Consider the following 13,760-nt stretch of genomic DNA (forward strand, 5'->3'; position numbering starts at 1 on the left):
ATGGGGGCGTAGATCCAGCCCTGCATCGACTCGCCCGGCAACCGTGGCACCGAGGTGCGCGTGGGCGACGTCACCGCCGTGGGCGCGGGCGGCGCGAGCGGGGCGGTGCTGGATGCGACCGGCTACGTCGTCGCACGGCGCATGGCCACCGTCTCGTCGAAGATCACGGGCAAGGTGCGGGAAGTACGCATCGAGGAAGGCCAGCGCGTCGAGGCCGGCGACATCATGGCGACGCTCGATCCGATCGACGCCGACGCGCAGCGCGCGCTGTCGACCGCGCAGCTCGCCGCCTCGCGCAGCCAGATCGCCAACGTGCAGGCGCAGCTGCGCGAAGCCGAGGCGAACGCGCGCCGGCTGTCGTCCCTCGTGCGCCAGCAGCTGGTGTCGAAGGCGCAGTACGACCAGGCCGTCGCGCAGCGCGATGCGCTCCGCGCGCAGCTGGGCACGGCGCAGCGCAATGCGCAGGTGTCCGGCGCGAGCCTACGCATCGCCGAGAACGGCGTGGACAACACCATCGTGCGCGCGCCGTTCTCGGGCGTCGTGATCGCCAAGGCCGCGCAGCCCGGCGAGATCGTCTCGCCGCTGTCGGCCGGCGGCGGCTTCACCCGCACCGGCATCGGCACCATCGTCGACATGGATTCGCTCGAGGTCGAAGTCGACGTCGGCGAATCCTTCATCGGGCGCGTCAAGCCGGGCATGCCGGTGGAGTCGGTGCTCAATGCGTATCCCGACTGGCGCATTCCCGGCCAGGTGATCGCGATCATTCCCACCGCCGACCGCGGCAAGGCGACGGTCAAGGTGCGCGTCGGCCTCGGCCAGCGCGACGCCCGCATCGTGCCGGACATGGGCGTGCGCGTGAGCTTCCTCGAGAAGGCCGAGCCCGCGCAGGCGCGCAAGCCGGGCGCGCTCGCCCCGGCCGCGGCCATCGTGGAGCGCGACGGCAAGTCGATCGTGTTCGTGGTCGAAGGCGAGGGCGCGAAGGCGACCGCCGCGCGCCGCGAAGTGCAGCTCGGCCGCACGCTCGGCGACGACCGCGAGGTGCTGTCGGGCCTCGCCGGCGGCGAGCGCGTGGTGCTGGAGCCCGGCGATGCGCTGGCCGACGGCGCACGCGTGCGCGTCGCCGCCGATCCGGACGCCGCCACCGAATGAGTTCCACGGCGTGGCCGCGAGGCCGCGCCGGCAGTCGAGACGCATCACGGCCGCGCAACGCGTCGGCCCGGGTCGCGTCGTCCCTTCGAGTTCCCGGCAGGAGTCCGCCATGTCCCCGCTCGTCCACATCCGTGACCTCCGCAAGACCTACCAGCGCGGCGCCGAACGCGTGCAGGTGCTGCACGGCATCGACCTCGAGATCCCGGAAGGCGACTTCGTCGCCCTGATGGGCCCGTCGGGTTCCGGCAAGTCGACGCTGCTGAACCTCATCGGCGGGCTCGACACGCCGAGCGGCGGCGAGATCGAGATCGCCGGCCGCCGCATCGACACGCTGCGCGCCGGCGAGCTCGCGCAGTGGCGCAGCGACAACGTCGGCTTCGTCTTCCAGTTCTACAACCTGATGCCCACGCTCAGCGCGCAGAAGAACGTCGAGCTGCCGCTGCTGCTGACGAAGCTCAACGGCGCGCAGCGCGCACGCAATGCCTCGATCGCGCTGCAGCTGGTCGGCCTGGCGGACCGCGCGAAGCACAAGCCCAACGAACTGTCCGGCGGCCAGCAGCAGCGCGTCGCGATCGCCCGCGCCATCGTCTCCGACCCGCGCCTGCTGATCTGCGACGAGCCGACCGGCGACCTCGACCGCCAGAGCGCGGAGGAGATCCTCGCGCTTTTGCAGACGCTCAACCGCGAGCACGGCAAGACGATCGTGATGGTCACCCACGATCCGAAGGCGGCCGACCACGCGCGCCGCACCGTGCACCTCGACAAGGGCGTGCTGGTCACCGAACCGGTGGCCGTGCACTGATCCGTCGCGGCGCGGATCGCGCCGCTCCTCCGCCCACGCGGAGCCATCCGACCTCCAGGGGACGGCCATGAAATACCTGCACCTCATCTGGGCTTCGCTGTTCCGCAGCAAGACGCGCACGTTGCTGACGCTGCTGTCGGTCTTCGTCGCCTTCTTCCTGTTCGGCATGCTCGACTCCGTCCGCGTCGCCTTCAATTCCGGCGGCAACGTCACCGGCGCCAACCGCATGGTCGTGGCCTCGCGCCTGTCGATCACGCAGATGCTCCCCTACAGCCTCGACACGCGCATCGCCTCGATCCCGGGCGTGCGGCAGTCGTCGTACGCGGCGTGGTTCGGCGGCATCTACCGCGACCCGAAGAACTTCTTCCCGAACTTCTCCGTCGGGCCGGGCTATCTCGACCTGTATCCGGAGTTCAAGCTGCCGCCCGCGCAGCGCAAGGCCTGGGAAGCGAACCGGCAGGGCGCGATCGTCGGCGAGGCGCTCGCGAAGAAGTTCGGCTGGAAGGTCGGCGACACGATCCCGCTGCAGGCGACGATCTTCCCGACCAAGGGCAGCAACGACTGGCCGCTCAAGCTCGACGGCATCTTCCGCATCGAGGACGAGAAGCAGAAGGGCCAGGAGCAGGTGCTGTTCTTCCACTGGAACTATTTCGACGAGTCCAACGACTACGTGAAGGGCCGCGTCGGCTGGTACATCGTGCAGCTCGACAAGGCGGAGTCCGCGAACCGCGTCTCCAAGGCGATCGACGCGCTCAGCGCGAACTCCGACCACGAGACCAAGACGCAGACCGAAGAGGCGTTCAACCAGTCGTTCGCCAAGCAGATCGGTGACATCGGCCTGATCGTCACCGCGATCATGGGCGCGGTGTTCTTCACGCTGCTGCTGCTCACCGGCAACACGATGGCGCAGGCGGTGCGCGAGCGCATCCCGGAGCTCGCGGTGCTCAAGACGATCGGCTTCAGCGACCGCAGCGTGCTCTCGCTGGTGCTGGGCGAATCGATCCTGCTCGTCGCCATCGGCGCCGTGCTGGGCCTGGCCTGCGCACCGCTCGCGATGAAGGTCGTGAGCAAGGGCAGCGGCGGCTTCATCGCGCTGCCGTCGAACCTGCCGCCGGAAAGCTGGACGACCGGCCTCGTGCTGATGCTCGTCTTCGGCGTCCTCGCCGGCCTGCTGCCCGCCCTGCGCGGCATGCGGCTCAACATCGTCGACGCCCTCGCGGGCCGTTGAGGAGAACGGACATGCGCATCAACGCTCTTTTCGCCCGCCTGAAGCGGATCGGCGCCAACCTCGGCATGGTGCTCCTGTTGGTCGCGATCCTCGTCGTCTGGGGCGTGCTGCCCTGGTTCGCGGTGCTCGCGCTGGCGGTCCTCGTCGCCGCCTGGCTGCTGCTCACGCGCGGCGGCCGCCTCGCGCTCGCGGCGACGCAGGTCGGCATCGCCGGGCTGCCGCAGCGGCTCGGCGCGTCGTCGGTGGTGGTGGTCGGCATCGCGGGCGTCGTCGGCGTGCTGGTCGCGATGCTCGCGATGGGCGAAGGCTTCCGCGCCACGCTGGCGAGCACCGGCGGCACGGACACCGCGATCATCCTGCGCGGCGGTTCGCAGGCCGAGACCAATTCGGTCATCACCCGCGACCAGGTGCCGCTGATCGAATCGCTCGACGGCATCGCGCGCGGTCCCGACGGCCGTGCGCTGGTGTCGGCCGAGCTCTCGCAGGTGGTGAACCTGCCCAGCCGCGCCGACGGCACCGACACCAACGTGCAGTTCCGCGGCGTCGGCCCGGCGGCGTGGGCCCTGCGTCCGAAGCTCAAGATCGTCGAAGGTCGACGCTTCAACGGCGGCCTGCGCGAGATCGTGGTCGGTCGTGGCGCGCAGCAGCAGTTCCGGGGGCTCGAGGTCGGTCGCACGCTGAAGCTCGCGAACCAGGCGTGGACGGTGGTCGGTGTCTTCGCCTCGGGCGATTCGCACGACTCCGAGCTGTGGGCGGACGTCGACGTGCTCGGCCCGGCCTACCAGCGCCAGGCATTCCAGTCGGTCACCGCGAAGCTCGACGGCAAGGGCGGCTTCAAGCGCCTGAAGGCATCGCTGGCCGCGGACCCGCGCCTCAAGCTCGATGTCTCGACCACGCGCGACTACTACGCCAAGCAGTCGGAGCGGCTCGCCAGCCTGCTCGCGATCCTCGGCAAGGTGATCGGTTCGATCATGGCGCTGGGCGCGGTGTTCGGCGCGCTCAATTCGATGTATGCCGCGGTGTCGGGCCGGGCGCGCGAGATCGCCACGATGCGCGCGCTCGGGTTCCGCGGCACGCCCGTGGTCACGGCGGTGATGCTGGAAACGATGCTGCTCGCGCTGGTGGGCGGCACGCTCGGGGCCCTGATCGCCTGGGGCGTGTTCAACGGCTACACGGTGTCGACGCTGGGCAACAACTTCAGCCAGGTCGTGTTCCAGTTCCGCGTCACGCCCGAGCTGCTGTGGACGGGCCTGAAGTGGGCGCTGGGCATCGGCCTCATCGGCGGCCTGTTCCCGGCACTGCGCGCGGCACGCATGGAAGTCACCGAGGCGCTGCGCGCACAGTGAGGCTCACGCCGGCGGTTCGCTTTCCGCGACCGCCGGCTTCGTCGAGCGCGACTTCGCCAGCGTGATGATCACCACGCCGACGAGGATCACCGCCATCGCGCCGACGTCGTGCGCGCTGAACGTCTCGCCGCCCAGCAGCGCGCCGAACACCACGGCGAGCGGCGGATTGACGTAGGCGTAGCTCGTCGCGAGCGCGGGCCGCACGTGGTGCAGCAGCCAGATGTAGGCGGTGAAGCCGAAGATGCTGCCGGCGACGACGAGGTAGAGCATCGCCGCGGTCGACGCCGCATCGGGCACGCCGGCGAAGCGCTCGCCGTGCAGCAGTGCGGCGAGGAGCATCCAGGCGCTGCCGGCGATCATCTGTCCGGAGGCGGCCATGAAGGGTTCCGGCAACTCTTGGTCTCGGCTCCAGATCGAGCCCCAGGCCCAGGCGATCGGTGCGATCGTCAGGCAGACGAGACCGAGCGTGGAGCCGCGCAGCGCACTGCCCGCATTGAGCCAGACCACCCCCAGGAAGCCGACGACGAGGCCGGCCCATTCGATGCGCGTGGGATGCCGGCCGCGCAGCATCGCGAACAGGCCCGCGAACAGCGGCATCGACGCGACCGCGATCGCCGCGAGCCCGGAACTCACCTGCGTCTCGGCGAGGTTCACCAGCCCGTTCGACAGCAGCACCATGAAGATCGACAGCACGCCGAGCGTGCGCCACTGCTTCGCGTTCGGGCCGGGCGTGCCGCGCAGGCGCAGCACCACGAACATCAACAGTCCGGCGATGAACATGCGGCAGGCGCCGAGCAGGAACGGCGGATAGCCCTTCAGCGCGAAGCGGATGGCGAGGTAGGTCGAGCCCCAGAGGATGTACAGCGAGGCCAGCGCGAGGCCCACGGCGAGCGGGGCGGGCGCGCGGTGCGCGGGAGAAGACATCGAAGCCCCGTGGGCGGGCCGCGGCGCGCGGCGTAGACGGCAAGCGTAGCGGCTGCCCGCGGCGGCCGTCGGCACCGCCGGCGCAACGACCGCGGGCGACGATGCGGCGAATCGATCGGCACGCGATCGCCCCGGTGTTCAGTTCGATGAGCGGCTGCAAGGCGACTGTCGCGCTTGAGCGGCCGTACCCCCACCCGATAGCGTGGCGTCAACAAGGGGTGAAGGCCGGGATCCGGCCGGGGGTACCGGGATGGGCCGTCCGATCTGGACCGTCGACACCGCGACGTCGCATGCCCGCTGGTTGCACGAGTTGCGCAGTGCGGTGAGCACCGCGGGCGTGGCCGCGAGTGTCGGACGCGAGCTCCTCGGCCCCGCCCCTGCGCCGGCGCACGAGGCCCTGCGCGAAGCCGAGGCGGCGCTGGCGCAATGCCGCGCGCTGCTGGAGCACGCGACGGAGCATCTGCGTGCCGATGCCGGGGCGCGACCGGCGCCACCGCCGGGCGCCGCCGCGACGCGAATCCGCTCAGGCGGGAACGCGTGGACCGAGGGCCCGCAGCAGCGTCGCCGGATCGACCGGCTTGACGAAGTGGTGGTCGAAGCCGGCGTCGCGCGAGAGGCGCAGGTCGCGGTCCTGCCCGTAACCGGTGAGCGCGATGAGCACGGCGCCCTCGCCCTGCGCACTGGCGCGTAGCCGCCGGGCGAGTTCGTGGCCGGTGATGTCCGGCAGTCCGATGTCGAGCACGCAGGCCGTCCACGGGCCGCCTTCGGCCTGCAGCGCCGCGCGCCCCGAATCGGCGACGGTGACGCTATAGCCGACGAGGCGCAGCAGTTCGGCGAGCGTCTGCGCCGCATCGCGGTTGTCGTCGACCACAAGCACGCGGCCCTCGCCGGCGGGCAGTGCGATCGGCGTGTCCGGCGCGCTGGCCGCGGCCACGCGCGCGAGCGGCAGGCGCACCGTGCTGCCGCGGCCCGCGCCCGCGCTCTCGGCGGCGATGCTGCCGCCATGAAGTTCGACGATGCTGCGCACCAGTGCGAGCCCGATGCCGAGGCCGCCCTGCGTGCGGTCCGGCGTACGCGCGGCCTGCGTGAACAGGTCGAAGACGAAGGGCAGCAGGTCGGCGGCGATGCCGAAGCCGGTGTCGCGCACGCGCATCACCACCTCGCCGGATTCGATCCCGGCCTCGAGCGTGATGCGGCCGCCCGGCGGCGTGTACTTCGCCGCATTGTTGAGCAGGTTGCAGAGCACCTGCACAAGGCGGTTCGCATCGCCGGTGACCTGCGCGCCGGCCGCGCGGACGTCGACGTCCAGCGCATGCCCGCGCGACTCGATCAGCGGTCGCGCCTGCTCGACGGCGGCCGCGACGGTGGCGCCGAGGTCGACGGGGTCGCGCGCGAGTTCGACGAGGCCGCGCGTCACGCGCGAGACGTCGAGCAGGTCGTCGACCAGATCGGTGAGGTGGCGCACCTGGCGGTCGACCACGTCCGCGAGCGCCGCGACGCGCGCCGTGTCGCCGGGCGCCATGCGCAGCAGGTGCGCGGTGCCGAGCGGGGCGAGCGGATTGCGCAGCTCGTGCGCGAGCATCGCGAGGAATTCGTCCTTGCGCTTCACGGTGTCCTGCAGCGCACGCTCGGCCTGTTTGCGGGCAGCAATGTCGATGACGAAGGCGATCAGCTGGCCGTCGTCGAAATGCGCGAGGCCCACCATCACCGGGATCCGTGTGCCGTCGGCGCGGACGTATTCCTTCTCGTAGGGCGTGCACAGGCCGTGCTCGCGCGCCTCGGCGATCGCGGCGTAGTCGAGCGCGAGCATGTCCGGCGGCGTGATCCGGTCCCACCGCACGCGGCCGGCTTCGAGGTCGGCGCGGTCATGGCCGACGATGCGCAGGAAGGCATCGTTCGCGGTGAGGATGCGGCCGTCCGCATCGCCCGTGACCATGCCCATCGGGCTGGCCTCGAAGACGCGGCGCAGCCGGTGCTCGCTCGAGGCGGGCGCCTCGGCGTCGACGTGGCGTTGCGTCACGTCGCGGGAGAAGACCGACAGCTCGCCCGGGCCGGGATAGCAGTGCGCCTCCATCCAGACGTTCAAAGGCTCGGGATAGAAGGCCTCCACCTCCGTGGGACGGCCGCCCTCCATCGCGCCGCGATACGCGCGGCCGAACGGGCTGTCGTAGGCATGCGGGTACTCGGCCCACAGGTTGCGGCCGAGCAGCGCATCGCGCTCCACGCCCAGCAGTCGCGCGCCCTGCTCGTTGAGGTACGTGTAGTTGCAGTCCGTATCGAGCACGGCCAGGCCGTCGGTGATGCTGTCGAGGATGCGCTGCATCGCGTTGCGCGACTCGCGCAACGCGTTGTCCAGGCGCTTGCGCTCGGTGATGTCGCGCGAGATGCCGAGCAGCCCGATGACCTGCCCGCCGTCGTCGACGTAGGGCATCTTGCGCGACAGCCAGACGCAGGCGCGCCCGTCGGCATCGGGCACGATTTCCTCGACTTCCTCGGCGACGCCCGCCGCCATGATCCGCGCGTCGTTCGCCATCACCCTCGCGGCGGCGTCGGGATCGTCCAGCAGCTCCGCATCGGTGCGGCCGAGGACCTGCTCCGCGGGCTTGCCGATCAGGCGCAGCGTCGCCGGATTCACGTAGAGCAGCCGGCCGCCGCGATCCTTGACGTAGATGACGTCCGTCGAGGCATCGCTGACGGCGGCGAGCAGCGCGGCCTGGTCGGGCAGGGAGGTCATGCGGGCTCCGGGGCGGGCCGGCGCCATCCGGGGTACGGATCGGACGCGCCGCACGCGGACGGTATCCCGTGCCGGCAGGTGCGTGCCCTAGCCGGCTTCGCGCGCGAGGATCGCCTGCTTCAGTGGCAGGCCCCAGCGGTAGCCGCCCAGCGAGCCGTCGCCGCGCACGACGCGATGGCAGGGCACGACCACCGCCAGCCGATTGCCCGCGCAGGCGCGGGCCACCGCGCGGGCGCCCCGGGGCGCCCCCAGGCTGCCGGCGAGCTCGGCGTAGCTCCGGGTCTCGCCGCGCGGGATGCGCATGAGCGCGTCCCAGACGCGCTTCTGGAAGGCGGTGCCGACCAGGTCCAGTTCGACGTCCGCAGCCTGTCCCGCGAGGGCGTCGGCGACGGCCTGCAGGCGCGGTGCGAGGAAGTCGTCGCGGCCCTCGTCGACGCGCTCGAGCGTGGCGCGCGGGAACTCGCGGCGCAGCCGGGCCTCGAGCGCGGCCTCGTCCTCGCCCAGCTCGATCGCGCACAGCCCGCGCGACGTCGCGGCGACCAGTGCCCGCCCGAGCGCGGTGTCGATGACGGACCAGCGCACGGCCTCGCCCGCGCCGCCGGTGCGGTAGCGCGACGGCGCCATGCCCAGCCGCGCCGCGCCCGCCTCATAGACGCGCGACGGCGAGCCGTAGCCCGCGGCGTAGACCGCGGTGGTGACGTCGGCGCCGTCGCGCAGCGCCTGCTTCAGGCGGCCGAGCTTGCGTTGCGCCAGGTAGTCGGCCGGGCTCAGGCCGAAGCGGGCGGCGAAGCGGCGTTGCAGGTGCGCGGGGCTCCAGCCGACGGCGTCGGCGAGCTCGCGCAGTGACGGCTCGCCGGTGTCGAGCAGGCGGCGCGCGTGGTCGAGCTTGTCGTCGGGCGGAAGGTCCATGGCCGGAAACATAACGGGCGCCCGAAGGCGCCCGCTATCCGTTCCTTGCGATGCCGGCTCAGTCGGCCCAGTGACCCGGGCTGCGCGCGGTCGGCAGCACCTTCGCCGACAGCTGGCGGTCGCCGTTGAGCACCTTCACCGCGTCGCCGAGGATTGCCGCGGCCTCGCGCAGCAGCGGGTCCGGGCGCTTCTCGGCGAGCTTGTCGCGCTGCGCGTCCTTGGCGATGTCGCGCTCGTTCGCCTGCAGGCCGTCGTCGTCGTCCTCGGCGAGCGGGTCGAGCGCGATGCCCAGCTTCGCGCGCTCGGCCTGCCGCTGCTTGCGCTTGGCGTCCTCGCGGTCGCGCTCGCCGCGGCGCTCGGCCTCGTTGAGCGACACCGCCTTCTCCGCGCGTTCCTTGCGGAACTGCGCGACGTCGGCCGTCCACCACTGGAACTCGGGATCGGCGGCGATGCGCTGCTGGTGGCGCTGTTCGAGCGTCGGCAGGATCGGGCGGAAGTCGCCGTACTCGGTATGCGGCACCGCGGCGATGCGCGCCCACGGCAGCGCATTGTCGTAGGTGCTCTCGCCGAACTCGCTCGCGTCCACCGACGCCGGGAAGGCGATGTCGGGCACCACGCCCTTGTGCTGCGTCGAGCTGCCGCTCACGCGGAAGAACTGCTGCACGGTGAGCTTGACCTGCCCGAAGCGCGCGGCCTCGTTCGCCGGCCAGCGGTCGAGGTCGAGCAGCGTCTGCACGGTGCCCTTGCCGAACGTCTGCTCGCCGATGATCAGCCCGCGACCGTAGTCCTGGATCGCGCCGGCGAAGATCTCCGACGCCGATGCCGAGCCGCGGTTGATCAACACCGCGAGCGGGCCTTCCCATGCGATCTGCTTGTCGTCGTCGCCGTTGACGGTGACGCGGCCACCCGACTCGCGCACCTGCACCACCGGGCCCTCGTCGATGAAGAGGCCGGTGAGCTCGATGGCTTCGTCGAGCGAACCGCCGCCGTTGTTGCGCAGGTCGAGCACCACGCCGTCGACCTTCTGCTCGCGCAGCGTGCGCAGCAGCTTGGCGACGTCGCGCGTGGCGGACGCGAAGTCCTTGTCGCCGCGGCGGCGCGCGTCGAAGTCCTGGTAGAACGCCGGCAGCTTGATCACGCCGATCTTCTGCGCGGCCTTGCCGTTCGCGGCCGGCACGTCGATGGTCTGCGCCTTCGCGGCCTGGTCCTCGAGCCGCACGCGGTCGCGCACGATGCTCACGCGCACGGGCTTGGCGTCGAGCGGCGATTCCGCCGGCACGATGTCGAGCCGCACCGTGGTGCCCTTGGTGCCGCGGATCTTCGCGACGACGTCGTCGATGCGCCAGCCGACCACGTCCTCCATCGCGCCGTTGCCGCCCTGGCCGACCGCGACCACGCGGTCGCCCGGCTTCACGCGGCCGGTCTTCGAGGCGGGGCCGCCGGGCACGATCTCGCGGATGGCGACGACGTCGTCCTGCTTCTGCAGCACGGCGCCGATGCCTTCCAGCGTGTTCGACATCGTGAGGTTGAAGTTGTCGGCGCTGCGCGGGGTGAAGTAGTCCGTGTGCGGATCGACCGCGTTCGCGTAGCTGTTGAGGAAGGACTGGAACACGTCCTCGCCCTTGAGCTCGCCGATGCCCTGCGCGAGGTTCGCGTAGCGCTTGTCGAGCGTCTTGCGGATCTCGTCGGGCTTCTTGCCGGCGAGCTTCAGGCGCAGCCAGTCGTTGCGCACCGACGCCTTCCACAGCGCGTCGAGCGACGCGGCATCGGCCTCCCAGGCGACGTCCTTGCGGTCGTAGCGGAAGCTGTCGTTGCCGGCGAAGTCGAAGATGTCCTGCTTGAGCAGGTCGCGCGCGTACTGGATGCGCGCGGCGGCACGGTCGCGATAGGCCGCGAACATGGCGTACGCGGGGCTCAGGTCGCCGCTCTTGATCGCATCGTCGAGCTGCGTGCGGAACGGCTCGAACTTCGCGACGTCCTGCGCCGTGAAGAACTGCTTGTTCGGATCGAGCGACTCGAGGTAGCGCTTGTAGATGTCCGCGCTCAGCGTGTCGTCCAGCACGCGCGGCCGGTAGGCGTAGCGGCTGTCGGACAGCAGCCCGTAGACGAGCTTCGCGGCCGTCGCCTGGTCGGGCGTGGGGGCGTTCGGGATCGTCGTGTCCGGGCGCGCGAGCAGTGCGACGGGAGCGGCGAGGAGAAGGGCGAGCAGGGGGGTCTTGAGCTTCATCGGATCCGGGCGAATCGCCGATCAGGTCCGGCGGATCGCCGGGAAACCACGGTGGACTTGAGATCAGACCGCGGCCCAGTGCCAGAAGTTGCATGGGCGTCGTCCGCATCACAACGCGGGCGGACGCCGGGCGCAAGCCCGCGCGATCGTTCGTCGCCGTGCGTTCAGGACGATGTGAAGAGCCGCATCCAGCGGCCGTGGTCCGCTCCGCGGTCGACTATGCGCTCTACGGGCGCGTACGCCGCGTGGATGCGCGGTGCGCGCCCGCGCCTCAGGCCGTCTCGACGAGACCTGCTTCGGCCGCCGAGCGGTCGGCATGGTAGGACGAACGCACCAGCGGGCCCGAGGCCACGTGCGAGAAGCCGAGCGCGTAGCCGAAGTCCTCGAGATGCTTGAACTCGTCGGGCGTCCAGTACTTCATCACCGGATGGTGGTGCGGCGTGGGCTGCAGGTACTGGCCGATCGTCACCATGTCGACGTCGTGCGCGCGCAGGTCGCGCAGCGTGGCTTCCACCTGCTCCATCGTCTCGCCGAGGCCGAGCATCACGCCCGACTTGGTACCCACGTCCGGATGCTGCGCCTTGAAGCGCTGCAGCAGCGTCAGCGACCACTGGTAATCCGCGCCGGGCCGCACGTTCGGATAGAGGTCCGGCACCGTCTCGATGTTGTGGTTGAACACGTCGGGCGGATTCGTCGCGAGGATCTCGAGCGCGCGATCCATGCGGCCTTTTCCGCGGAAATCCGGGGTCAGGACCTCGATCTTGGTGCGCGGCGAATGCGCGCGGATCTCGCGGATGCAGTCGACGAAGTGCTGCGCGCCGCCGTCGCGCAGGTCGTCGCGGTCGACGCTGGTGACCACGACGTAGCGCAGGCCCATGTCCGCCACGGTCTGCGCGAGCTTGAGCGGCTCGCCCGCATCCGGCGGCTTGGGCCGGCCGTGCGCGACGTCGCAGAAGCTGCAGCGGCGCGTGCAGACCTCGCCGAGGATCATGAAGGTCGCGGTGCCGTGGCCGAAGCATTCGTGGATGTTCGGGCAGCTGGCTTCCTCGCAGACGGTGACGAGGCGGTTCTCGCGCAGCTTCGCTTTCAGGTTCGCGACCGCGTTGCCCGACGGGATTCGCACGCGGATCCACGACGGCTTGCGCAGCACCGGGGCGTCCTCGAACTTCACCGGGCTGCGACCGATCTTGTCGCCGCCCAGCTGCTTCGCCCCCTCGACCAGCGGCGCGGGCGCGCCGGCATCGACGACGGCGAGGGGAATGGTGCGCGGGGCGGACTCGGTCATGGCGGCGGCCTGGGGCGGGGCGGTCCGGCGCGGAGCCGGGTGCGTATTGTCCCGCGCCCGGCCGGCGAACGCCAAAACCGCGCGGGAACGATGGCGACACGCGGCTGCAACGGCCGGTGCCAGCCGGCGTCATGGGCGTCCGCCCGCGTTACGGGATCGGAGCGGCCTCGACCGTGGACAGCCCGAACAGGCGGGCGACGTGCGCGATCAGCTGCGGTTTCACGACCTCCAGGCCCGACGGCCCGCCGAGGTCGGCCAGGCTCGTCACCGCGAGGCCGGCGTAGCCGCAGGGATTGATGCGGCGGAACGGTTCGAGGTCCATCGCGATGTTGAAGGCGAGGCCGTGGAACGTGCAGCCGTGGCGTACGCGGATGCCCAGCGCGCCGATCTTCGCATCGGCGACGTAGACGCCCGGCGCGCCGTCGCGCCGCACCGCTTCGATGTTCCAGTCGGCGAGCGTGTCGATCATCGCCTGCTCGATGCGGCAGACGTAATCCTTCACGCCGACCTTGAGCCGGCGAAGGTCGAGCAACGGATACAGCACGATCTGCCCGGGGCCGTGGTAGGTCACCTGGCCGCCGCGGTCGACGTGCAGCACGGGAATGTCGCCGGCCATCAGCACGTGCTCGGGCTTGCCGGCCTGGCCGAGGGTGAACACCGGGTCGTGCTCGACCAGCCACAGCTCGTCGGGCGTGGAGGCGTCGCGCGCATCGGTGAACGCCTGCATCGCGCGCCAGACGGGCTCGTAGGCGCGCCGGCCGAGGTCGCGGACGAGGGCGGTCGGCGCGTCGGAGACGCCGCGCGCCGCGGAGACGCCGCGCGCCGCGGATGCGGCGCAGGCCTCGATCACAGCGTCCACTTCACTTCCGGATGGTCGCGCAGCAGTCGATGCGCACGCTCGTGGTCGGTGCGGTCATTCGCGCGGAAGCGGATGCGGACGGAGACGTACTTGCCGTTGGACGACGTCTTCCAGCTGACGTCCTCGTGCAGGACGTCGACGCCGCCTTCCATCAGCAGGCGCGGCAGCACGGACTCGAGGCCGGCCTCGGCCGGACCCATCGCGGACAGCTCGAATTCGCCGGGGAACTGGAAGCCGTGGTCGGGATTGTCGGAATGGATGTCCATTCCCGGATTATGGGGACCGGGGCGCCATCCT

Annotated in this window: 11 protein-coding genes; 4 read left to right on the forward strand and 7 right to left on the reverse strand. The window is 71.1% G+C overall.

Features of this window, described 5'->3' with window-relative positions:
* Positions 1-24 precede the first annotated feature (24 nt).
* The 4 genes from ACY35P_RS06100 to ACY35P_RS06115 all read left to right on the forward strand — a co-directional run bounded on the left by ACY35P_RS06100 (position 25) and on the right by ACY35P_RS06115 (position 4,525).
* On the forward strand, positions 25-1,149 hold the full coding sequence (locus ACY35P_RS06100) for an efflux RND transporter periplasmic adaptor subunit (RefSeq protein ID WP_462114996.1): 1,125 nt from the start codon (positions 25-27) through the stop codon (positions 1,147-1,149).
* A gap of 109 nt (positions 1,150-1,258) precedes the next feature.
* Positions 1,259-1,951: an ABC transporter ATP-binding protein gene (locus tag ACY35P_RS06105; protein WP_462114943.1), complete on the forward strand. Its 693-nt coding sequence runs from the start codon at positions 1,259-1,261 to the stop codon at positions 1,949-1,951.
* 67 nt (positions 1,952-2,018) lie between these two features.
* Complete coding sequence (locus ACY35P_RS06110; protein WP_462114944.1) at positions 2,019-3,179, forward strand: ABC transporter permease; 1,161 nt, start codon at positions 2,019-2,021, stop codon at positions 3,177-3,179.
* 11 nt (positions 3,180-3,190) lie between these two features.
* A complete protein-coding gene (locus ACY35P_RS06115) occupies positions 3,191-4,525 on the forward strand; it encodes an ABC transporter permease (RefSeq protein WP_462114945.1) in 1,335 nt (444 codons plus the stop codon).
* A gap of 3 nt (positions 4,526-4,528) precedes the next feature.
* Here the strand turns inward: ACY35P_RS06115 and yedA are convergent, their stop codons facing one another.
* The 7 genes from yedA to ACY35P_RS06150 all read right to left on the reverse strand — a co-directional run bounded on the left by yedA (position 4,529) and on the right by ACY35P_RS06150 (position 13,729).
* Positions 4,529-5,449, reverse strand: a complete 921-nt coding sequence (gene yedA, locus ACY35P_RS06120; RefSeq protein WP_462114946.1) for a drug/metabolite exporter YedA — start codon at positions 5,447-5,449, stop codon at positions 4,529-4,531.
* A 523-nt stretch (positions 5,450-5,972) separates the two neighbouring features.
* Positions 5,973-8,183: a PAS domain-containing hybrid sensor histidine kinase/response regulator gene (locus tag ACY35P_RS06125; protein ID WP_462114947.1), complete on the reverse strand. Its 2,211-nt coding sequence runs from the start codon at positions 8,181-8,183 to the stop codon at positions 5,973-5,975.
* Between the two features lie 87 nt (positions 8,184-8,270).
* Entirely contained in the window at positions 8,271-9,092 is an 822-nt protein-coding gene (locus ACY35P_RS06130) for a methylated-DNA--[protein]-cysteine S-methyltransferase (protein ID WP_462114948.1), read from the reverse strand.
* Between the two features lie 58 nt (positions 9,093-9,150).
* The gene (locus ACY35P_RS06135) at positions 9,151-11,319 is read right to left on the reverse strand and encodes a carboxy terminal-processing peptidase (RefSeq protein ID WP_462114949.1); all 2,169 of its coding nucleotides are present in this window, start codon (positions 11,317-11,319) and stop codon (positions 9,151-9,153) included.
* Between the two features lie 271 nt (positions 11,320-11,590).
* Positions 11,591-12,604, reverse strand: a complete 1,014-nt coding sequence (lipA, locus tag ACY35P_RS06140; RefSeq protein WP_462114950.1) for a lipoyl synthase — start codon at positions 12,602-12,604, stop codon at positions 11,591-11,593.
* Positions 12,605-12,752: 148 nt separating this feature from the next.
* On the reverse strand, positions 12,753-13,463 hold the full coding sequence (gene lipB / locus ACY35P_RS06145; protein WP_462114951.1) for a lipoyl(octanoyl) transferase LipB: 711 nt from the start codon (positions 13,461-13,463) through the stop codon (positions 12,753-12,755).
* Positions 13,451-13,729, reverse strand: coding sequence for a DUF493 family protein (locus ACY35P_RS06150; protein WP_462114952.1), 279 nt, complete (start codon positions 13,727-13,729; stop codon positions 13,451-13,453). The genes lipB and ACY35P_RS06150 overlap by 13 nt, the downstream gene beginning before the upstream one ends.
* Positions 13,730-13,760 lie beyond the last annotated feature (31 nt).

This window comes from Lysobacter xanthus, assembly GCF_047159895.1.